The organism is Pseudobdellovibrionaceae bacterium, assembly GCA_023954155.1.
Classification (GTDB): Bacteria; Bdellovibrionota; Bdellovibrionia; order Bdellovibrionales; family UBA1609; genus JAMLIO01.
Window position 1 is genome coordinate 23,385 of sequence record JAMLIO010000003.1, and the last position, 23,147, is coordinate 46,531.

A 23,147-nucleotide genomic window follows, 5' to 3' on the forward strand; every position below is an offset into this window, starting at 1 on the left:
CAGCTTTTTATTCTTATTTTTTACCCCACTTTTTATATTGGGGTAAAATAATAGAATATCGAAGCCTTAAAGATATAGCCTGCATAGTAATAAAAAGGCCCTCATGTTTTAAAATGACACACTATCCATATAACTTCTAAGTACCTGAAAATACTTGTGTGATATTGACAAAATGCTAGAATATTCCCCAATATAGGGATATTTATAGCATTACAACATTTGACTTTCATCCCTTTAACAGGGAAAATATGAGCATGAAAACAACGGGAAATAAACCCATCTATTTGATCGACTATGCTGAGTCCCTACAAAGGAAAGGTCGCTACTTCTTTTCCAAACAAGAAGCTATGGATGCTCTTGGCATTTCCTCTTCAGCGTTTGGTAAGGCTGCAAATCGTCTGAGCCAAAGCACTAAGATCATGCGCGTGAAGAATAACTTTTATGCCGTCGTACCTCCTGAATATCGAGACTCTAAGGGACTACCACCTACCTTCTTCATAGACCATCTGATGAAATTTATTGGGCAACCTTACTATGTCGGAGTGCTGTCAGCCGCAGCCCTACACGGAGCCGCACATCAGTCTCCACAAGAACTTCAAGTTGTTACAACAAAGCGACTTTTAAACCTAGAACATCAAAATTCGCGTGTACGTTTCTTAAATAAGAAACGTATGGAAAACACTTTTGTAGAAACTAAAAAAACTCCTATGGGAAGTTTACGAGTTTCCACACCAGAAGCTACAGCCCTTGATTTACTTCGCTATGTTCGCTTTGCAGGTCATCTTGATAATGTAGCTACTGTGTTGATTGAGCTATCCGAAGTTATGCAAGCTAGAAAGCTAATGGAAGCCGCTAAAGCTGATAATGAGCTTTCCTATGCTCAACGCCTCGGCTACCTATTAGATCGTTTTGTTTCTACAAAACTTACTGAGCCATTACATACATGGCTTTCTAAACAGAATCCAAGCCCTGTTTTTCTTCGTGCCGATCAACGTAAAGGTGTTACTGAGCGCGACAACAAATGGCAGGTCATGGTTAATACGGAGGTTGATCCAGATTTATGATTGAACAACAATTTATCGCTGGATGGCGATCTCAAGCTCCATGGCCCGAATCTCATCAAGTTGAGCAAGACCTTGTTTTAAGTAAAGCTATTGTGCAGATTTTTTCTGATCCACTTCTAAAAACCACTTTTGCATTTCGTGGAGGAACGGCTTTACAAAAACTTGTCTTCGATAAACCCAATAGATACTCAGAAGATATTGATCTTGTACAAGTAGAAAGTGGCCCTGTTGGAAAGGCTCTTGATGCCCTTAGAAGTTTACTTGACCCTTGGCTTGGAAAGCCCCGCATTGACCGCAAAGAAGCACGCGTGACTTTAAGCTACAAGTTTAAGTCCGAAGTTGAACCTGTATTACCAATGCGTCTTAAAGTTGAAATCAACACAGATGAAAACTTCATGCTACTACCCTCAAAAAGAAAAACCTTCCAAATGCAAAGCGCATGGTTTCAAGGGCAAGCCGATGTATTGATTTACGAAACCGAAGAGCTTTTAGGAACAAAACTACGCGCACTCTATCAAAGAAAAAAGGGACGCGATCTTTACGATATGTGTATGGCTTTGCAGCATATTGAGGGAATTGATTGTACAAAAATTGTTGAGTGCTTTCATGGTTACATGAAACATCAAAACTTGAGTGTGTCTCGCGCTCAGTTTGAGTCTAACTTGCATGGTAAATTGAATGATTTAACTTTTACGGAAGACATATTACCTCTTCTCTCTAAAAGTGCACCAAAGTTTGATCCTGTAGCTGAGGCTGAAATTATAAAATCAAAGCTTATTACACTCCTTCCTGGCGAGCCATGGAAAGGACAAAAAAGTTGAGTAAAAACATGAAGACAAATCTTTATATTTTAGTTTTCTTATTCTTATCGGGCTGTGCATCTTTACCTCAGACAAAGCTTGATTCAACATCAAGCCAAGAGTGTCTTCATTCTGAAACATCTTTTAATTGCGTGAAGGTTGTTGAAGTTTACGATGGAGACAGCATCTTTATTGACCTACCTGACCAACATCCTCTTTTTGGAAAAAGAATGGGTGTGCGTATTCTGGGAATTGATACGCCTGAATTAAGAACGAAAGACTCTTGTGAAAAGAAAAAAGGAATCGAAGCAAAAGATTTTTTAACCAAAATTCTTGCTTCAGCTAAACGCATCGACATTGTTGATGTTCAAAAAGATAAATTTTTTAGAATCCTTGGTACGGTAAAGGCTGATGGCCTGTCAGTTGCTGATGAGTTAATAAAACAAAGATTTGCCTACCCCTACTTTGGAGAAAAGAAAGTTAAGAGAAATTGGTGTAAGTAATAATTTATGATTTTTTAGACCTGAGACATATCATTTCCTTTTTTAGCCGATTGAAAGGCTAACAAATAAGGAGTAATGTGGACTCCAGAAAATCAGAGCCGAAAAGCTCACAGTTCTTTGAAAACAGAATAGCAGCCGAATGGGTTTGTACTAAGACCGCCGCAGCGATACTAGGCATTTCACCAAACGCTTTACGGATTCGTAAATGCAGAGGTGAGATCGAGTGTCGCTATTTCGGAAACCAACTTAGATTCAACGTGAGCTACCTACATACGCTTTTTCGTGAACAACGAAAAACGTGAAAGGAATAGTTTATGGGAATTAAGAAAGTTTTTGAAAACGGTAAGGCAAAGTACGAAGTCATAGTAAAAATTAGAGACAAGTCTGGCAAGCAAGTAACGCGAAAGAAAAAATGGTTCTTTAGCGAAGCTGCGGCCAAAAAAGCAGAGCTTGAGTTTCGTATGGAACTTGAAGGCTACAGAACCAAAGTGACATGGGAAAAGTGGATCGAGAGAGTTCTTGAAAAGTACAGAATCGAGTACAGAGCTTCAACTTACTGGAACTACAAGCACTGCCTTAACAAGTGGTTTAACCCTTTGTGGAACAAAAAGTTTGTGGATGAAATAAAACCAAGCGATGTTCACAGTGCGGTTTTTGAGGGAGCAGCAAGTTGCTCTAGCTACACTCAAAGGGGTCTTTTAAAAATCGTAAAACGAGTTTTTAACCTCGCCATTGAAGAAGGCATCATTGTTCGCAATCCTGCTGTAGGAATTAGAGTCAGGTGTGCTGAGGCCAATCAAGCAGTTCTTAATAAAAATGAAATTGAGATTCTGCTAAAAGAAGCCAAACGCACAGAGCATAGATTCTTCCCCCACTGGACGCTTGCAATCCTTACGGGAATGCGCTCAGGTGAACTTTTTAGCTTACGCTGGACAGACGTTGATTTTGTCACTGGGAAGATTTCTATAAGTAAGGCTTGGACCCGCTACAACGGGGAAGGTCCGACAAAGACCGCGAAAGCCAGGATTTGTCCAATTTCAAATGAGTGCCGTAGATTCCTTGAGGAGTTAAAACTTAAAACGGCCAGAGATTCTGAGTTTGTACTTCCCCGTTTGTGGGAATGGCAACAGGGAGATCAGGCTAAGATTTTAAAAAACTTCTGTGAGGAGATCGGCATAACACCCATCAAGTTTCACGACTTAAGGGCTACGTTTATTACGCAAATGCTAAATAACGGAGTTCCCCTTTCTAAAGTCATGGCGATTGTGGGCCACTCTTCTTTAAAGACCACTCAAGGATACTTACGCCTATCGGGTAAGGATGTCGAGGGGGCAACGGAAGGATTGAACATTTCAATTCCGAGCAAAGAAGAAAGGCTTGGAAACGTCCTAGAACTCAGGAGAGGATAAAAAAAGAAGTGGTGACTTGTGGTAACCCTCGGTGCTAATCTTTAAGGAAATCGGCAACTTGGGTCGCCGCAGAGTCACCCATCCAATTTTCCTTCCAAAAAAATTAGCACCTGAATTAAAAACACAAGAAGCTGCTGCGGTCGAAAGTGCTGCAACAAATAGCGGTTCTTAATTAAATTTTTTTATATAATGACAACGCCTTATCTTTTTGTGATTTGTGATCAACAATAGGTTTAGGATAAGTCTCATGATCTACCGGCTCATGTAATTGTGAAGCCGGTATTTTTTTAAGCTCAGGCACAAATTGCTTAATATAAATGCCTTCAGGATCAAATTTCTTGCTTTGTAACCATGGATTAAAAATTCTAAAATAAGGTTGCGGATCACACCCCGTGGAGGCGGCCCACTGCCACCCTCCGTTATTAGCCGAAAGATCTCCATCTAATAGCTGCTGCATAAAGTATTTCTCACCCCAGCGCCAATCAATCAGTAAATCTTTAACCAAAAACGAAGCCACAATCATTCGTACACGATTGTGCATAAATCCAGTGGTATTTAGCTCTCTCATACCCGCATCCACAATTGGAAACCCCGTCAGCCCAGATTTCCATGCTTCAAAAAGCTTTTTGTCATTACCCCAAACAATATTCTGATATTTTGGTATAAAGGCTTTGGTTTCAACGTAAGGGTTTCTATACAAAATATGATAGTAAAATTCACGCCATATTAATTCACTTAGGTAAACATCCGACCCTTTTTCTTTTTTAATATAGCCTTTTTGTAACCCAAAAATATAAATCAACTGAGGAACAGTGATGGACCCATTTTTCAAATAAATAGACAGCCTAGATGTAGCACTCAAATTAGGGAAATCCCTATTTTTATTATAATCATTTATTTTGCTGACAAAAGCTTTGGCCGCCTTATATGCAACCAAAGAACCTGCTTCAGGAATTTCAATTGTCACATTATTGGCGTTACTTAGTATATACTCAGCTAAAATATCTTGATGAACCCACTCAATATTCAATACATCTTGCCACATAAAACTAAAAACTGCTTTTTTATGACCTTTAATACGTTTTTCTAAATAACGTATTCCCGCTTCTTGCTCTGAAATTCTTTTTTGTATTTCGTCTGTGTTTAATATACTTAACCATTTTTTTGAAAACGGGGTAAAGACTTGATAACCTTGCCCTTGATCTTTTTCCAACTCAAATGGTTCAATCAGCAAATGATCTCTATAAGTATGAACCTCGACCTCATATGAAGATATCAGATCCTTAATACGCAAATCTCTTTGTATGGCAAAGGGCTCATAGTCCCTATTCCATGAGATGTTCTGCGGCAATCCCCATGCACTTTCTTTTAAAGCATTCATGATTTTAACAAAAGCTCCATCCGGACCCTCATCCAAGACCAGCAAGTCCCCACCCAAATCATTAAGTTCTTTTTTTAACTCTTGAAGAGTGTGTAAGAAAAACTGAAATCGCGAAAAAGAAAAGTCTTTTCTAGAAAGAAACTTTTTATCAAAACAAAAAACACCAAGCACTTTTCCTTGGTGTTTTTTTATTTGTGCTCGCAAGCTTAAATTACCTGCAACACGTAAGTCTCTTCTAAACCAATGCAAACCATATTTTTGCGACATTTAACTTCCAATTCCAATATTTTATAATTTTTTGTAATAAAGATTATAGCTCTTTAAACTCTGGCTCTATGCTTCCCATAGATTGATTTTGAACCACTGGCTTTCCTTCTTTCCAAACCTCATAAATAAAACGAGAACTCTTAATGTTTTCTAAAGGGTTACCATTAAACACGATAAAGTCTGCACGTATTATTTAAAAGTATCTTTATTTTTCCAAATTGAGCTTTTTCTAAAAGCTTAAAGATCATCTTAGTTTTTAAACTTGTTTTGTGACTCATGAGTAACATCCTTGGCAGGGGGTTCAGGTTTTTTTATAAAAGGTATCTTTTTTATCCATAACTTTATAGCAAGGTAGTGGATTCTAGCGACTACCATAAAGGTCATCCACTTATATTTGTATATAAGCTTAAGAGCCGAAGTGTTTTTTAATTTCTTTTTTTCAAGATGTATTTTTGTAGACAATAGTAATGATTTTTCTTCTTTAAAGTAGTTAATTGTAACTACATTCTTTTTCTCACTAATATCGAACTTGAAGTCATAATACCCTTCTACCTTAAAAAAAGGCGAAACATGAAATGACTTTTTTAAAGTATGGAAATCATCTTTTTTTTCAAGCAATACAAAATAGAAATGTCTTTCACCAAAAGTATTATTAACTTCAGATAAAACGGCATCAAGCTCATTGTTTTTGTAACAGTACCAAAAACTAATGGGGTTAAAACCATAGCCAAACATTCTAGGCATTGTTTGTAGCAAAACTTTTTCGCAAGTGTAATTTAGTTTATCGTTTAAAAAATCATGTATAGCATTTTTAAAAGGAATAGATTGCCCATCTAAATAGTCTTTGGATTTAATTTTCATATAAGGAATCTTATTAAACCTTAGAACATCTTTGTTTATATCATCCACAGGAATGATTAAGTTAAAAATATTATACTTAAAGTTTAAATCGTTTTTATTTTTTCGAGCATGGGAAACCCACCCCTCTGCAATTTCTATCTCAAAGCTTAGACTTTCCATGGAGGCTCCACACCTAACATTTTTGCAACATTGACCGCGCTTAGTATTCCATCTTCATGGAAACCATATCGCGTCCAAGCACCAGTAAGATAAATACCATCCTCACCTTGAAAATTATGAAGTTTTTTTTGAATGGTATAAAGCTCACCATCAAACACAGGGTGATTGTACATGAACTCTCTTTCAATTTTGTTAAGACTTCGTTCAGAGTTTAATGTAATAAAATAATCTTCTTTAGTATTTATAGGTTGAAGTTTATTAGAGTAATAACTTAACTCAACTGAAGACTTGTCTTCTGCTGAGCCTTTTGCCATAACATTCCAGGAAGTCCAACATTTCTTTATTTTAGGCATCACACCTTCATCCTTATGCAAAACCACTCGATTTTTTGAGATCTTTGATTCCCTAAGAAGATTCTCCCAATTTGAAAAATTAGCGGCCAAAAGCCCATAACTGATGGGTGCTGATGTAGCGAGTATCACTTTATCAAAGTCATAATCTTTAGATTGGCTTGAAATACGGATCTTATTCCCAACAGGTGTTATTTTATCAATATGACAATCTGTGTGAATTACAGGCAACTGCTCTTTTATTTTATTAACATATGTAATCGAACCATTTTTGATGGTTTTCCAAACAGGTCGACCTTCAACCTGCAGCAAATTATGATTTATACAAAACTGCAAAAAAGTCTCAGCTGGAAAATCCAAACAGTCTCGATTGGACATGGACCAAATAGCACCTGTCATTGGCAAAAGATACCAGTTAACAAAGCTTTCAGAGTTTTTACGAAATGCAATCAGGTCGCGCAAACTCCAATTGTTTTCTTTTGCAAGTTTTAAATTTTCATGCGCTTGTTTATTGAATTTAACAATCTCAAATAACATCTTAACAAATTTTGGGTTAAACAGGTTTCTTTTTTGAGCGAAAACAGTGAATAAATTTGTTCCCGCCCACTGCAAGCCCTTGTGAGTTTGAATTGATAAGCTCATATCTGAATCTACAACTTCAACATTTAAATACTTTAGAAGACCCACAAAGTGAGGATAAGTAGGTTCGTTAAAAACTAAAAACCCCGTATCAATAGGGACACTTTGCTGCGTAGAATTCGAAACATCCACGGTGTGCGCGTGTCCACCCAACCTTTTCTCTGATTCAAATAGTTCAACATTAAACTGTTGCTTTAGTATTAAAGCTGCACTCAACCCGCTTATACCAGAACCTATCACTGCGATCTTCATTTGTTAAACCAACCTATTTTCTGCAATTAAAAAATTATCTAAATCCATCAGTGAGGAAAAATTAATGACCTGTCGTTTTTTATTTTTAATAACAAAATTAGAACTTAAACCTCCACCAGTTAAAATCTTAACTTTTGAGCTTAACTTTTCATCTAAAGTTTGCAGATATTTTTCTGGACTAATAAATTCTTTAGAAGGGGGTAACTTAGCAAAAGATAAAACAATAGTATCAATCTTGAAATTACGGCAGGCCTCGACCAAGTCGTTCGCAGGCATATTAGGGCCAAAATAAAAAGTTTCAATATTATTAATACGACATAAAATAGCCGCAAGCAGTATTCCAAACTCATGAAGATCACCTTCTCGAGTTGTTAAAGCCACTCTTTGTGTTTTGTTTTTTGTTTTATAATCATATGGCGATAAAGATTGATATATTTGACCTAAATAGTCTCTTAACAAGCTTGAAAGCAAATGTTCTTGAGAGATTGAAAGTTTAGATTCAGCAACAAGCTCCCCGACTTGAGTCAGTAAAGGGAGTATTAGATCTGTCACTATTAACCTAGGGCTTAAATCAAACCTAGTATGCTGCAAAACAGTCTGCACTTGAATCAAATCAAAACTTTTTAAAGCCAATATAATTTGATTTAAATGTTCGTATTGCTTAGGTTTAACTTCTTTACTTATATGCAGACCTTTAGATTTATGTTGATGGTTAAGCTCTTTTAGCTTCACATGACTTAAACCAGCTAGTGTTCCTATAAGATGCCCCTCTTGAACTAGGGACCACAAAAGGCTAATCTTTTCTACATCTTTACCACTATAAATTCTTCGCCCATCTTTATCGCGGTCTGGGGTCAGAATTTCATATCGTCTCTCCCATGCTCTGAGTGTATTAGCATTAATGCCTGTTAATTGAGCCACAGCCTTAATATTAATATGTTTCATAAAAACTTAATCCTTGTAGAAAACTAAACAATCAATTTGATGCACAATCAATGCACAGCATTTACATTATACATATATTGTGCAATAATAAAAGTCTAATATGAACAAGTGAGCAAAAATGAAGCATTTTCTAAAAACAATTTTAACACTAAAAGTTTTAGCAGCTTTACTTATAAACCTACCTAGTTTTGCACTGGCCAACGAAGATTTAACTTCAGTGAGTGATATTGATTTAAATAGATACATGGGCAGATGGTTTGAAATTGCACGCTATCCTCACCGTTATCAAAAAGATTGTGACTACTCTGAAGCTCATTACAAGTTAAGAAAAGACGAAAGAATAGATGTTTTAAATATCTGCTTTAAAAACGAAAGAATTCACTCTTCTATTCGTGGAGTTGCTAAACCCTCCAATTCAAAATCAAATACAAAACTGAATATTGATTTCGGTTTTTTTAGAAAAGGTAAGTATTGGATAATAAATATAGACAAAGATTACAATTGGGTCGTAGTCAGCGAACCCAAAAGAAAGTCTTTATTTATCATGTCGCGAACAAAACACTTAGATCAACAGACTCTGGATTCAATTCTAATTGATTTAGAAGACAAGGGTTTTGATATCAATAAACTTGTTTATGACAAATACGAACATCAAAAAAGCGAGGACAAAGTGAAAAGCGCAATGAGCAAGAAAATTGAAGAAATGTACAATCGTTTTGATGGTAAAAACCTGGATATTCTAGATGGTTTTTATTCTAACGATGTTCACTTTATTGATCCAGTGGCTGATGTTCAGGGGTTGGATGAGCTTAAGGATTATTACAATAAAATGTACCAAAACGTTGAGAACATTCATTTCGAGTTTAAGAATTTCATTGAAGGAAAGGACTCGATTGCCGCGGAGTGGGTTATGACACTGACTTCAAAAAAACTGAACTCTTCTAAGCCTTTTGATGTCGTTGGAAGCTCTATTTTTATTTTAAATGAAAAGGGTGAAATTAAATACCATCGCGACTATCTGGATTTAGGTGAAATGATTTATGAAAAAATACCAGTTGTAGGTTTTGTCATCAGAAGCGTTAAGAAAAATCTTGAATAATAAAAATCTTTTTTGGAGCAAGAATGAAAATTTTATTGTCATTTCTTTTATCTTTAATACCCATCATTACTTATGGCCTTGAGCTTAAAGGAACCGCCAAGTCCTTAGATACAGACAAAGTACTTTATGTTGAGAATCATTCTATCACGTTGGATAAGGAAAGGTTCTACAAATCAATAGAATCAAACTATTACGATCTTAAAGGTGATTTGATTGCACAGATGAAGTCTGATTTTTCCGGCAACTTAATGGTTCCCAATATTCAGTTTGAAGACTTTAGGTTTAAGAAAAAAGAATCATTAAGTTTCATTAATGACAAAGAAGTACAGTTTAGTATTGAAAAAGAAGGTGAGGCCAAAAAAACAAAGACCATTAAATACTCAGAAAATATGGTTGCAGGACAGGGCTTTGATAACTTTATTAAAAAGAATTTCAATACTCTTCAGAACCAAAATGTACCATTAAACTTCGGTGTTCTTTCATCAATGAGCTTTTACCAATTCAAAGGATATTCGATTGCTAAGAAGGAAGAAAGCGATCTGGTGAAATTTGGAATTTCATTATCGAACCCTGTTTTTCGTGTTTTTGTAAAAAAACTGGTCATTGAATATGATAAAACCACCAAAGTTATTAAAAACTATAAAGGCTTATCCAACTTGTCTGACCTTAAAGGAAAAGGACAATCGGTAAATATTGAATACGAGATTATTAATGAATAGGAACTTAAAAATTTTCATAGCTTTATGGTTCTACGTGGGTTGGCTTTCGTGTGTTTATTTGCAAGTTTGGAATTGGCCTGTTTTTTCACTTATATTTCCTGTTATTGCATTAGCTACACTCAAGTTCTCAAAAGTTCTTACAAAACAACACTTGTTATACTTAATTGCCGTCTCCACAATCGGATTTGCTTTTGATCTCATTGCCTTAAAAGCAAATTTAATTTCAATTCCAAATACTCATAATAATTGGTTTTATTTGACGTGGCTTTTGTCCATTTGGATTTTATTTTCATCTGTACTTCCATTAATGGGTATCTTATTTAAATCGAGTATTTTCATAACAGTTCTTGCGGGAGCCGTAATGGGGCCACTCAGCTATTACTATGGACAGTTCTTTAATGTCCTTATGTTTAGCAGCTATGTGTCTATTATCATCTACTCTATCTTTTGGGCTATTTTCTTCCCGCTTATTTTGCATATACAAAGGACCCGTTATGAAAATTAAAGATCAAAACTTTTTTATTACAGGTGCCAATAGAGGCATTGGGCTTGCTGTTGCTGAAATGGCCGCCAAAGAAGGAGCTCATGTTCATTTAGTCATTAGGAATAACGATGAAGAACTAGTGAGCAGATTAAAAAAGCTTGGGGCCAAGTCTGTAACGACTTGGATCTCAGACCTTTCTAAGAAAGACAATGTCATCAATTTAGTCGAGAAACTTCAAAATCAAGAAGTCGATATCTTTTTTAATAATGCAGGAGTTTTAACTGGAGGACTACTAGAAGAACAGACCATCGATGAAATTTATAACTTAGTTCAAGTCAACATCAGCTCACTCATTCACTTAACACATGGTGTATTACCAGGAATGCTGAGTCGGAAAAAAGGGAAGATCATTAATAATTCAAGCGTTTCTGCTTTGATGCATTTTCCATGCGCTACAACATATGCTGCTTCTAAAGCTGCCGTTTGGGCATTTACCGAGTGTCTTCAGACTGAAATTAAGGACACTGGAGTTACATCCTTGTGTTTGATCACCCCAGGTATCAAAACAAGGATGTTTGATGAAATCGAAGTAAAGTATGGCAATAATTTTGAAGTGCCAACGGACCATATTTCTACCGAAGAATATGCTCACAGAATAAAACAAGCCATCTTTAATGATGACAACCTTCTACAACCTAAAGGCTCTACCCGCTGGGGTTTAAGAGTAGCAAAGTACTACCCTTCTCTTTTCTTTAAAGTTGTTAGTGGGAAGTTCAAAAGACAACCTTAAAAAACTGAGGACTTATGAAAATTTTAGTGACTGGCGCAACAGGATTAATTGGAAAAAAAATTGTTAGAAAGCTTCTTCTTGAAGGACATGACATATTTGCGCTAGCACAAGATCCTAAAGATGTATTTGAACTTCCTTCCAGCAATGTTTTAAAATGGTCTCACACAGACATCCCAAATCTAAACGTCTTTGGTGCTTTAGATGCAGTTATACATTTAGCCGGAGCAGGCCTGGCAGCTCAAAGATGGACTTCAAAAAGAAAAAAAATTTTAGAAGACTCTCGGTGCCTTGGAACTCAAAACCTACTTAAAGGCCTTAAACAATTACCAATTTCTGATCAGCCCAAAGTTTTAATCACTTCCACTGCAGTAGGTCTTTATGGAGATACAAAAAATCAAATCATTGATGAAAACTCACCACACGGCGATGATTTTTTAGCTCGACTTTGTTTGAAGTGGGAACAAGCCATCGATGAAGCAGCAGGTTTGAACCTGCGAGTAGTTAAAATGAGACAAGGAGTTGTACTTGATTTAGATGGTGGGTTTTTATCCCAAATGGCTCCAATTGTTTTAGGTGATGGTAAGCAATGGATCAGTTGGATTCACATGCAAGACCTTTTAAGTTTTATAACTTTGGCCTTAAAAGATGATAAAATTTCTGGGGCCTATAACTTAACAGCACCAGAGCCTATTAAGAATAAAGACTTAACAAAACTTTACGCTCGCTCACTAAATATTCCTTTCACACTTTTTGCTCCACGATTTGCAATCAAGTTAATGCTAGGTGAAATGTCGGATGTAGTATTAAACAGCCAAAAGGTGATCCCTAAACGGTTGATAGAAATTGGATTTAAGTTTTCCTTCAATTCATGCAATGAAGCGCTTAAAGACATTTACTTTAATAAAACTTGGGCTGATAATTTCTTTTCAACAAATCAATTTGTTCCCATAGAAAAAAGCGAAGTATTTCCTTTTTTCTCGAAAGCAGAAAACCTAGAGGTGCTTACACCACCATGGTTGAAATTTAAAATCATATCTAAAAGCTCTGAAGATATCTGCGAAGGCATGCTTATTGTTTATAAGTTAAAAATCCATGGAGTTCCTATTAAATGGAAAACTTTAATTACAAAATGGGTCCCAGAGCATAGCTTTGAAGATCACCAACTTAAGGGACCATATACCAAATGGCATCACCTCCACCTATTTGACTCTGTTAAAGGGGGAACCCTATTGAGAGATGAAGTGACTTACAAAATTCCGGGATGGATTGCTGGTAAATTCATTTTAAAACACTGGATACAAAAAGATATAAATATGATCTTTAAATATAGAAAATCAAAAATCAAAGAGCTGGGTCATCCACAATAAAACACCTTATTTCAGGTACACAATTTGACAGCAACTCTTCGAATTGGCCCTTAAAATGTCCCTCAACCCCCTTCCTATTTCATTTGATAGAAAATGTTTGGCCTTCAATTTGCTATATTAAGCTTGATCTTCCCCCAATAAATCGGTCCATTTCAAAATCTAGTCAATTCGTGTTGACCTATCCCCATTCTGTAAGCCAACCCAGATCTGAGATTCGAAGCGTTAACTTGCGGTCTGGTTATTCATTCTTCTGCGGGCAAATTCCCTTGGAGTCAAGTTCCCAATTGAACTATGTGGCCGCCAATAATTATACTCGTTTCGCCATGATTAAAATTGTCTAATCCAAATAAAATGCGCTTAGCTTGTGAGCGAGATACAAATCTATCTTCTTTAGAAAGACTTAAATTTACTATAAACCATTAGTCGCAATACAAAATCTATCAAAAACTCTGGATAAAAAAAAATTCCTTCGCCTGAATGATTTTTGGGGTCTGTTTTTAATTTTCCCTTTGATAATTGTAAAATGCTGGCATTTTTCTGAAGGTTTGGACAATTTTCATCTAACCCTCTATTGCAATCTCTACTTTGTGAGGAAATGCGATAACATACAAATCGTATTTACAGGATAAAATTAAAGACGAGTTCAAATAAAACTCAACGGGAAGCATCGGTGATCAAAATGAGACCGTCTGTTTTTGTGTCTTCATATTAAAATGAATTTTTAAGTTTTCTTTAATGGAATGCTTAACTAAATCTTGGCAGGGTACTTGCACTACAGTAGTTTGAATTTGTATAACCTAAGTAGGTTTAAATATATAGAGACAAAATTGGTCCAAACTAGGACAAAATAGGAGATAATATGAAAAGTTTTTATGCATTAATTTTGTTATTAAGTTTTAATGTGTCAGCTTATGCTGAATCGACTACTACGCAATTACCAGTAGTATTTATAGAGTGTTTATTAGAAATTCCAAGTAGCATTAATAAAACAGACTTGAAAGCAAATATGGATACCACTTTCTTAGAAAAAACATATTTTAATATTTTAGATTCAAATAAATATTATCCTAAGCCTATATCTTTAGCTCTTTTAAGTAGAGAAGTGGCCTCATATAATCTTGAATATAAGCTACATGAGTTTAGGACTCAGTCCAAAGTTATTGCAATCAAGTCTGGAGGCAGCTTACTCGGATGCAAAACAGAAATATATGAATAATTTGCCTCATCTTTGGTGGTGACGGCGGTTCTCCCCAAATGCAACGCACACTGAAAAAATTAGAACGATGCCTTCATGTGATCAATGATCCATCTGGCTAGTTCTTTATCTGGAGCAATCATCTCGCCCTTATATGCAAAGGTCAGTCCGTCTAACCTGTTAAGTAATCGTTTTTCAATACCACCTTTGGCAATCAGAACTGGAAGTATAAGAGGTGTCTTATTTTCTTTGATAGCTTGTTCTACAAGCCCGCGAAACTCTTTAGTGGCTTTCTGCTGGACCTCTTTGCCAGCATCGTCTCTTAAAGTCAAAACTTCCACTTTTGCAAATCGACGTCCTTGATTGGCCATAGCGTTTTGAATCTCTACAGAGTGAGCCTGTAAAGTTTTAACCCATTCCTTATTGTCGTCATCTTCTACTGGACCATGAGCAACAAGAATCAGAGTTTCTTGGGCAGGATTGCTAGACAAAGATTTAGCACGTCTGGAAAGAATATGGCTTAAGCGAGGAGAGTCATCCAATGGATTTCCGTAAACCAGATCCACACCCTCTGGAAGTTGAACTCTTTTAAGTTCTTCAAATCCTTCTGGTGGTTTTGGTGAAATGCCAAATTGATACTTTTGCGCACGAATAACAAGGCTATGACTGCTTACAAAAAGCGGAATAACATGAACGCGTTTTACTCCTTGGGCAGTTAATTTATTAACAGCCATTTGGAAAGAGTGGGCGTCCCACATTCCAAAGGCTACTTCTATGTGAGCTCCCGTTTCTTTTTTGGCATGCTTTACTGTATCAAGAACACTTTTCTCCCAAGGGCGTTTAGTGACATCTTCATGAGAGTGGTGACTATGAGAGTCACCATGGTTGTGGATGGAACCGTGAGCAATCAGCAAGTAACCAACCGAATTGTCACCTGTCGTTTTTGATGTGGTCTGACACCCTACACTCATAAAACATAAAACTGCAATTGCAAGAACTGATAAAGATCTCATACTCCCCTCCTTCAAGTATTTTATTTACAGATAGACAGTAAGATTTCCATTGGTCAATTTAAATTTATAGAATAGCAGTGAAGTGAAAGTAAGATGAAAAACCTATCCCGCTATGTCTTAGCGCATTTTGCTAATATAGATATTGTTGTATTCGCAGAGTCCTCAGGGCCACCCGTACTACTACAGACTTTAAGATTATTTTTGATAATTTACCTTATTAAATTGACAGCATTTCCAGTAAAGCTCCAAGTGCTTGGGGCATTATTACAGACAGAATCTCCAGGTGCATGTTCTACCTTTTCTGCCCTAAGCACACTGGCTGAGATCATCTGCACCAAAAAGCTAAAGGTAGATTGATTGATCGGGTTTGTAATAGGATTATAACAATAAATCAGTCCATCATTTTGAATATCTGCTGGGGCTATATTCACTCTTCCACTAGAGTTAAGCTTAAAGGCAGGTAATGTCGCAACATCCAAAGCAGCAATGCGAGTTGAGATCACAACCTCTGTGGTTCCAGCGTAAGGATTGGGGGCAAGAACAAAAAAGTTAGAGGCCGTAGGATCCTTCCCATTGGCAGGCGCGCTCTGAAGTGTCCAACGCCCTTTTGCTGTCCCTGCTTGATCTACAGCCATACTTCCGCACTCAGGGGCCTCGGTTGTAAAGGCTGAAAAATCCCCAATTAAGGGATACAATTCGGCTTTAAGTGGGGCCTCAAACCAATCCCATGGGCAAAGACTACCGCCTCCGCCTACCGCATAACGACTAGGATTTACATAGTCAGAAGTGCGTGTATCAATCATTCCCATATCTAACGCTGGCGAATGAGGGGCCACCCCTACCAAACCCAAGCTGTCCCCAGCTTTGACTTTAATTTTAACACGAGCTTTACAGCTTCTAATATGCTCATCGACTGTGTCGTACTCATCACATTTCATCCCCCCCTTGGCTTGATCTAGTATATGTGTCTCAAGCGCACTGATGTGACCAAAATGCCCACTGACTTCAGCGCAAACCGCAAAGCTGACTGAATAGTCTTTATGACCTGGTCTAGTTGGAGACGTCACGTACGTCGTTTCTCTGATCTCTGTGATAATAAAATCTCCAGGAGCAATAACAGGAACGTCCTCTTTATTTAACATATAGCCCGTATGTCTCTTAGGTAGAGGACTCCCGCCATGTGGGCTCATGGTTCCAATGGGGGCCAGAAATGCAATATCAGGAATTGGGACGGCATGATGAGCAAAAAGGTGTTCACTCGAGCATGGGTCAAGGTCGAGCCCTTTATTATTAGAACAACTGACAAAAAATACGGCTGTTAATAAAGTAAAGGCACCAACAAAAAAAAACCATTGAGTCTTTGTGAGTTCCACATCTTCCCCTTATATTTTTAAAAATATGCCATAACAAAACATACTAAATATGTTGCTTTGGTGATTATAACGCCTTCTTTATTTAAAGACCAAGATATTAAAGCATCAACAAATAGACTTTTCAAAAATTTATAGTTTAGTCCAAATTATAAATCTCCTGTAAAATGGGTTAGATCAAGCGTTTACCACACAAAAAGCATGGAGCAGTCGAGATGCCCTTATTCATGATCTACGACTAGACGAAGAAAACCATGAAACCATCAATTGGAATTTATTAGAAGAGTATAAAGAAGCGCATAACCATCCTTATCACTACTTTGAGGCTCATTGGCACCCTCGGGCAGTTAAAAACCTCTCTAAATTCAATGATTTATAAATAATAAAGTCACTACCATATTTTTTCTCAAAAAGAGACTGTCTTATTCCGATACGAATATATCTTGGTAAAATCAAAGGAGCTAAATGTGAGATTTGCAATTTTATTATTACTGACCCTAGGAATATCTATCGGAACTATGGCCAATGAACTTGGTGATAGCAGTAATATTACTGCACCCTATGAACCACCTGAGGCTCCTGCTGAAGACGAATTTAAAATACCCAGATACCTACAAGAAGAACTGCGCGCTCAGAAGTTTCTTCCAGCAGGCCGTAGTACACCTGATTTAGTTCAAAAGAACTTATGTCCTGGTAAACCTCAAGGAGCTGCTTTTTTAGTGTTTTGGGGCGATCAAGTGATTCTCAACGATTTGCCATACATACCTGATGCCTCAAAAGGAACTAGCTTTGGCTACACTTTTGATCTTGCTGATGATGTTGGCGATTCAGCCGCAAACAGAAAATCTCAAAATAACAAGACCACACAACTGAGACGTAATAAGAACCTTGACTCTATAACAAAAAGTTCATGTCAAACAACTATATCCAAAAAACAGATTAAAGTTACTGACACACTCATTAAAATAAAACTAACCCAAACGAAATCTTGCCCTGGTAAACCTACCGAAACCACCCACTCTTTGCTTGATCTTCAACAAAAAGGCGGTGGTCAAAGAACGTACTGGGTGATGCGTGCTAATGTCTACAATCCAGATTTAAAGAAACAAATCACCTGTGAGTATGCTTCCAGAACGGCACGTTAATTAGCAAAAGAACATCACCCTTAAATCATACAAAGCCCTCTCGCAAGTCGACGGTGTCTTGATCGGGAGGCTTACCTAGACCCAAATAAAGCATCACAAGCTATTGCGTAAGCGAAGGCTTACAGTTAATGCGGAAGACGATGTTACAGTACCCCAACCAAATCAGTGCGGCCATTGCTTGGTGAAATACAGCCAGCGAGATGGGAACATGAAAAAGTAACGTCGAGATACCTAAAATAATTTGAATGATCACTAAACTTACTAAATGCAAAACAGGTCGGGTAAAGGAAGGGCTTTCGTGCTTTATCAGATGATACCCTGTGAAAAATAGAAACAGTCCCACACCTACGCCCAACCAACGATGAATCCATTGTACTGTGATAGGGTTTTCAAAAAAATTATGCACAGCGGGCTCCATAAGTAGACCCTGTGGTGGAAAAAACTGCCCACCCATAAAAGGGAAAGTGCCAAAATAAAATCCCGCCTTTAAACCTGCTGTAAAACAACCGTACACAATTTGAAGACCAAGCAGAACACCTAAAGTGATCACTAAAAAATATCCTCGTCTGGACAATCGGTCCCAAAGAGGTTTTTTCATTTGTGATAAAGGGTAATACACCACCGTCATGGTGAACACCGCCAGAAAAAAGTGAACGGTCAACATGTAGTGACTCACTGAAGGCCGATGGTTAAGCCCCGTCTTCACCATCAACCATCCCATTAAACCTTGAAAAACAATAAGCATCGGAAGCAAAAGTGCATACCCGCCAGAGGCCTCTTTCTTTCTCCAGAAACTAAAGCTTAAGGCCACTGCAAAAAGAAAAATCACCCGTCCTAAAACACGATGAATGTACTCCCACCAGAAAATGCCTTTGTAATCCTGCAAATCAAAATGCGCGTTGTGGTGTTTGAACTCTGGTGAGTTTTTATATAAATCAAATTCCCTGAGCCATGCCTCTTCACTTAAAGGTGGCAAAATTCCTGTAACAGGTTTCCACTCTGTGATAGACAGACCTGACTTGGAAAGCCGAGTAATACCTCCCACAGACACCATCACAAACAATAAAGCCAGTAGACCAATCAGCCAAGCGAGCTTTTGGTATTTAGACATAACTCTCCATTTTCAATTTTGAACTTTAATGAACACAGATGAGGAAAAATTGCCACCGCAAAGAAAATCCCACCCAGTAAAGCCCCTATTCCACCAATGGCCATCACACCTATCCCCAAACTTTGTCCCCAATGCGTAAAAACCTGTTCACTTCCATAGGTCTTTCTTGGGGTTCCAAAGGCTCCAGCGATGAACATCCCACTTGCAAAAATAAACTGTCCAATTCCATAAAACCACACAGAACGCAGCATCCATCTGCTCACACTGGGAGCCAACACCATATAACTTGTAGCCATAAACGCCAAAGTCACAGCACCAATGCTGGCATGATAATGTCCTGGCACTCGCAGATCAGGTCCTCTAATCAAAGCACCAAAAGTAAAACCTGTGACGATCAATAAAGCACTTAAAGCAAAGGCCACAAACTCATAACTCTTCAGATCTGAGAGACGTAAGGACAGTCGTTTGAACGCAAAAACCAGAAAAAGAGCCACTGACGGAGCAATCCCCCACTGCATCAACAATGTAAATCCCCGTCTGTACTCTGCACTCGTGACATCAAAGTACAAAAGTAGAGGCACAAAAAATATGGGAAGCCCCATTCCTGAAAAGACCAAAAAAAGATCACGACGATCAAAGACAGAACGCTCTTGCTGACGGCATAGAAGCAAAACCCAACAGCAGACGATAAACACCGCCGAGGCATGTTGAATCAAATGGCCACCACCCCACATTCCTACTTCCACAATTCTAAATTCAGTCAGCCATTGCTCTTTAAAGAGCTGTTTGAAGGAAAACCCAAGGGCTACTACGGCAAGTAATAAAAAAACCATCCCAATAAAAAGCCCGAAGCGCACTTCATAAAGTCCATTCCATTCCTTCTTTAAACGCAGATCATTCACAAAGACTTTGGGTGATAAAATGCTGACCACAATTCCTAAAAGATACACTGCCAGTCCCAAATAATATCTTTCATGACTCAGAACAGGGATGTAATTGGCCAGTATGGGCTTTACACCTTCTTGTGGAGGAACACTAAATAATAAAACCAGACCCGCACACGCAAACACAAAACCCACCCACGATAAGGGACTTGAAAAGAAACTACGTGACCTTGTAGAAAAATGCAAAAGCCCCACAGGCAAAGCCGTAAACCAAATCAAAGTGGCAAGATTCACATGCACCACCAAGCACCACTGGATAAATTCAATATCCACAGCCTGCTTGATCCCTGGCATTTTAGCTCCTGTCACTAAAACCGAAAGTAGACCACTTATTAAAAGCGCACTTGTTCCCAGTACTACCCAAGCCGTAGTCAAAGACTTATTCACTTTGCACCTCTGTGGCGGTGGACTCTTTTATGTCCGCATTTTTTGTATCAAGAGAATAATAAAGCAAAGCCACTTGGCCTGAATTAAATTCAACCTTTCGTTCCAAGTTCAAACTCACAATGGATTCATCTTGAGAGTCTATAGGTTCCATAGAAAATTGCACATCACGAACTCCAGTGGCCACCTTGATCTCATGGTTCACATAGATAGGACGATCACGTCTTAAGCCCCCTGGATGAACCTGTTCATTTAGATGCTCTTTGCCATCAATGCTGAGTTTCAACTGATAACTAAGAGCGCGGTAGGTGCACACTTCTGTTGCTCGCATGTGTATAGGAAGTTTAGCCATCTCTTCTGCGGAAGGCTCTTGGCAACTCTTTTCATTTTGACCGACAAGGCGGATGCTTACACGCAAGAGACCCTCTTCTTCCCCTGCTCCACCTGGGATGCGAGTCAAACCTGCAATCAAAAACACTAAGCCCAGACTGACAATCAGAGCTGAAACTCGTGTTTTCCAAGAGCTAGTCTTCTGAGATTCTAAAATGCTCTCTGTATTTTCAAGAACCTCAAAAAATCTTTTTTCCTCGCCATCACCAAGAGGAAAAGCGTGCACACGCTCTCTGAGCTGAGGATTTAATATCGTAGGCTCTCTGTCCCCACTCATTCTTTCTGTGAGCAGCATATACCCGTCCTTGTTGACACAGTTTCGTGAAGGACAAGAGGCCACAACTACTCTTGAGAAACGAGCCGCAAACATACGATAAACCATACTATGCAGCGTGCCTGGGCACTCTGCGGGATAAAGATGGTATGTAGACTGAGTCTGACAGTACTGGTCGATATTTTTTAAAACTGCTGATTGATTACTACAACCCACGATCAAAGTGTGATCTAGACTTTTCTTGTCCAAATTTAAAGACTCTAAAAACTGTTTCGCCTCTTTAAGCTGATCCCCACCTTTGCGTCCTTCTGGACCAATGGTCATAGGGTCACAAGAAGCCGAACACAAACCACAACTCACACAAAGTTCAGGAGTCACCACGGCCACAGTTTTCATTTTAGCATTCACATCTTTGGTCATCATTTGAATCGCCTCGTAAGGACAATCCTGAACACACTGTGTGCACCCCTCACAGATATTAGGGTCATTAAATGATTTTCCTCTCTGACTTTTTGGCTTAAAGAACCAAGGCACTCCTGCCAAAAGAGTTCCTCCAGCCATAAAAAGTAAAAAGGTCAAAAGCGGATAAGATTCCGCCCCAGAAATCCAAAAATTAAAGAACCAATCAATGGGGTAATCTTCAGGGCTTTTCAGCAGATCCGCCTTTAACCCCAAAGGAGCAGGCCAAATCACAGACACCACAATCAGTGATGCCAGCATTCCATATATGATTTTCTTGTGAGGAAACCAATCTGCTCGTGCCATGCGAGAGGTGTGAATCCAAATTCCAAAAACCATTCCTAAAGGCAGCACCACATGTAAAAACAAGTTAAGAAAAAAGAACGAAGCAGGCGGATGCTCAATTCCATTAAAAGAACGTGCAATGGGATCAGAAAATAACCCCAAAGAGTCAAACATCTTAGCCCCTGCTGCGGCTAGAGCCTGAGCTTGCACATCCCACACCATCACATAGCCCGTCCAACCAGAAATCAAAAGCAAGAACAACAGGCCAACACCACTCACCCAGGCAAAAGTTCTTGGACCAAAATATTTTTTATGAACAATCATTCTAAAAACATGAAAGACCACAGCCACTACCATAAGGTCTGAAGCATATCTGTGAAGGGCTCTGACCCACGATCCAAACCAAAAGCTCTGATTCAAAGCCTCCACAGATTCGTAAGGCTCCCCTAGTCGATAAAAGAAACTCAGATAAGTTCCTGTGACAGCCACAATAATAAACAACCCTAGAGCAATCGAACCAGACTGGTAAAGAGGGTTATACTTTGATGAATAAAAACGGTTAAAAATTCTATCGAGATCCCGTAATCGCATGTCTTTCACTCTCAATTCGTTCAATCGCCTGACGTAGCCATCTGTTTGAAGCATTGTTAAACGCGTAGGCGATTCTTTCACCTTGTTCGATCAAATAAACCAAAGAAGGATGTATCACATCGCCTGTCTTCTCATCCCGTTGATACGCCACTTGAAACTGTTCTAAAACAGCAAGAACATCTTCCACTGACCCCGAAAGAATATGTGAGCCTTCAGTCAGCTCCCATTTTTCTGCAAGAAAAGGCAGAGACTTTGGTGTGTCTCTCCAAGGGTCTAGGGTCAGAATCACTACTCGCACACTGTCTTTAAATTCACTTCCCACATCTAAAGCCTGACGAACCAACACAGGGCACACGGTCTGACAATGAGCAAAAGCAAAAGTCAAAAGCACAGTCTTGTCGTTATAATCAGCTAAGCGAAATGGATTTCCACTTTGATCCACTAAGGTAAAATCAGGTGCCGCTTTATTCGTTCTTGGATAAAAGAGTGGCAGATCCTCTTCTGAAGAATTTGCATAGTCGAATCTTTCGTACTGCAAACCCGATTGAACTTTATTAACGACCCATCTGGCTTCCACCACTACAGCTACCATCACTAAAGTTGCAAAAAATTTTCCGTAGCGATTCCACCAGAGATCTTTTACGGCTTCTGTAAGTTCTTGTGGCCAAGCTATCATACCCACAATCACAAAAGAGATTGGTCCAAGAATAAGCACAATCCAACCTGCAAGATCAGGCAAGCCGTTTTCTGGAGCACCAAAACACACATTGCGGGCTACATTTAACCAGTCAGGGGTTTCACTTCCTGTCGGAAAAAAGGCAAGCCCCCATAAAAAGAGGCTTCCTACAATCCATACTGTAATCATCAGAAACGCAGCGGCTCGCGAACCACTCACAT

The 23,147-nt window shown here is 38.4% G+C and carries 20 protein-coding genes; 10 read left to right on the top strand and 10 right to left on the bottom strand.

Annotated elements, in window-relative coordinates:
* Nucleotides 1–248: 248 nt before the first annotated feature.
* The 4 genes from M9899_04460 (at nt 249) to M9899_04475 (ending at nt 3,776) form a co-directional block, all read left to right on the top strand.
* Nucleotides 249–1,064, top strand: a complete 816-nt coding sequence (locus M9899_04460) for a type IV toxin-antitoxin system AbiEi family antitoxin (protein MCO5113409.1) — start codon at nt 249–251, stop codon at nt 1,062–1,064.
* Nucleotides 1,061–1,885, top strand: a complete 825-nt coding sequence (locus tag M9899_04465; GenBank protein MCO5113410.1) for a nucleotidyl transferase AbiEii/AbiGii toxin family protein — start codon at nt 1,061–1,063, stop codon at nt 1,883–1,885. Before M9899_04460 ends, M9899_04465 begins: the two co-directional genes overlap by 4 nt.
* Entirely contained in the window at nt 1,882–2,367 is a 486-nt protein-coding gene (locus M9899_04470; protein MCO5113411.1) for a thermonuclease family protein, read from the top strand. The genes M9899_04465 and M9899_04470 overlap by 4 nt, the downstream gene beginning before the upstream one ends.
* A 314-nt stretch (nt 2,368–2,681) precedes the next feature.
* A complete protein-coding gene (locus M9899_04475; GenBank protein MCO5113412.1) occupies nt 2,682–3,776 on the top strand; it encodes a site-specific integrase in 1,095 nt (364 codons plus the stop codon).
* Between the two features lie 172 nt (nt 3,777–3,948).
* On the opposite strand, the gene M9899_04480 is transcribed toward M9899_04475, so the two are convergent.
* From M9899_04480 to M9899_04495, 4 genes are all read right to left on the bottom strand, one after another.
* Nucleotides 3,949–5,424, bottom strand: a complete 1,476-nt coding sequence (locus tag M9899_04480; GenBank protein ID MCO5113413.1) for a DNA photolyase family protein — start codon at nt 5,422–5,424, stop codon at nt 3,949–3,951.
* A 249-nt stretch (nt 5,425–5,673) separates the two neighbouring features.
* Nucleotides 5,674–6,444 (bottom strand): DUF1365 domain-containing protein, encoded by a 771-nt coding sequence (locus tag M9899_04485; GenBank protein MCO5113414.1) that lies wholly within the window; start codon nt 6,442–6,444, stop codon nt 5,674–5,676.
* Nucleotides 6,432–7,685: an FAD-dependent oxidoreductase gene (locus M9899_04490; protein ID MCO5113415.1), complete on the bottom strand. Its 1,254-nt coding sequence runs from the start codon at nt 7,683–7,685 to the stop codon at nt 6,432–6,434. The genes M9899_04485 and M9899_04490 overlap by 13 nt, the downstream gene beginning before the upstream one ends.
* Before the next feature lie 3 nt (nt 7,686–7,688).
* The gene (locus M9899_04495; GenBank protein MCO5113416.1) at nt 7,689–8,630 is read right to left on the bottom strand and encodes a MerR family transcriptional regulator; all 942 of its coding nucleotides are present in this window, start codon (nt 8,628–8,630) and stop codon (nt 7,689–7,691) included.
* Between the two features lie 118 nt (nt 8,631–8,748).
* Here M9899_04495 and M9899_04500 point away from each other — a divergent pair, with 118 nt between their 5' ends.
* The 5 genes from M9899_04500 (at nt 8,749) to M9899_04520 (ending at nt 14,305) form a co-directional block, all read left to right on the top strand.
* Nucleotides 8,749–9,729, top strand: coding sequence for a lipocalin family protein (locus M9899_04500; protein MCO5113417.1), 981 nt, complete (start codon nt 8,749–8,751; stop codon nt 9,727–9,729).
* Nucleotides 9,730–9,752: 23 nt separating this feature from the next.
* A complete protein-coding gene (locus tag M9899_04505; GenBank protein MCO5113418.1) occupies nt 9,753–10,448 on the top strand; it encodes a hypothetical protein in 696 nt (231 codons plus the stop codon).
* 494 nt (nt 10,449–10,942) lie between these two features.
* Nucleotides 10,943–11,722 (top strand): SDR family oxidoreductase, encoded by a 780-nt coding sequence (locus M9899_04510; GenBank protein MCO5113419.1) that lies wholly within the window; start codon nt 10,943–10,945, stop codon nt 11,720–11,722.
* A gap of 14 nt (nt 11,723–11,736) precedes the next feature.
* The gene (locus M9899_04515) at nt 11,737–13,089 is read left to right on the top strand and encodes a TIGR01777 family oxidoreductase (protein MCO5113420.1); all 1,353 of its coding nucleotides are present in this window, start codon (nt 11,737–11,739) and stop codon (nt 13,087–13,089) included.
* A gap of 859 nt (nt 13,090–13,948) precedes the next feature.
* Nucleotides 13,949–14,305: a hypothetical protein gene (locus M9899_04520; GenBank protein MCO5113421.1), complete on the top strand. Its 357-nt coding sequence runs from the start codon at nt 13,949–13,951 to the stop codon at nt 14,303–14,305.
* Between the two features lie 59 nt (nt 14,306–14,364).
* On the opposite strand, the gene M9899_04525 is transcribed toward M9899_04520, so the two are convergent.
* Nucleotides 14,365–15,297, bottom strand: coding sequence for a hypothetical protein (locus tag M9899_04525; protein ID MCO5113422.1), 933 nt, complete (start codon nt 15,295–15,297; stop codon nt 14,365–14,367).
* A 209-nt stretch (nt 15,298–15,506) separates the two neighbouring features.
* A complete protein-coding gene (locus M9899_04530) occupies nt 15,507–16,670 on the bottom strand; it encodes a hypothetical protein (protein ID MCO5113423.1) in 1,164 nt (387 codons plus the stop codon).
* Nucleotides 16,671–17,134: 464 nt separating this feature from the next.
* Here M9899_04530 and M9899_04535 point away from each other — a divergent pair, with 464 nt between their 5' ends.
* The gene (locus M9899_04535) at nt 17,135–17,812 is read left to right on the top strand and encodes a hypothetical protein (GenBank protein ID MCO5113424.1); all 678 of its coding nucleotides are present in this window, start codon (nt 17,135–17,137) and stop codon (nt 17,810–17,812) included.
* Nucleotides 17,813–17,912: 100 nt separating this feature from the next.
* On the opposite strand, the gene M9899_04540 is transcribed toward M9899_04535, so the two are convergent.
* From M9899_04540 to M9899_04555, 4 genes are read right to left on the bottom strand one after another with little or no spacing between them, the layout of a single operon-like run.
* Nucleotides 17,913–18,923 (bottom strand): COX15/CtaA family protein, encoded by a 1,011-nt coding sequence (locus M9899_04540; GenBank protein MCO5113425.1) that lies wholly within the window; start codon nt 18,921–18,923, stop codon nt 17,913–17,915.
* Nucleotides 18,893–20,254 (bottom strand): cbb3-type cytochrome c oxidase subunit I, encoded by a 1,362-nt coding sequence (locus M9899_04545; GenBank protein MCO5113426.1) that lies wholly within the window; start codon nt 20,252–20,254, stop codon nt 18,893–18,895. The genes M9899_04540 and M9899_04545 overlap by 31 nt, the downstream gene beginning before the upstream one ends.
* On the bottom strand, nt 20,247–22,250 hold the full coding sequence (locus tag M9899_04550; GenBank protein ID MCO5113427.1) for a cytochrome b N-terminal domain-containing protein: 2,004 nt from the start codon (nt 22,248–22,250) through the stop codon (nt 20,247–20,249). The genes M9899_04545 and M9899_04550 overlap by 8 nt, the downstream gene beginning before the upstream one ends.
* Complete coding sequence (locus M9899_04555; GenBank protein ID MCO5113428.1) at nt 22,228–23,145, bottom strand: SCO family protein; 918 nt, start codon at nt 23,143–23,145, stop codon at nt 22,228–22,230. Before M9899_04555 ends, M9899_04550 begins: the two co-directional genes overlap by 23 nt.
* Between the last annotated feature and the right edge of the window lie 2 nt (nt 23,146–23,147).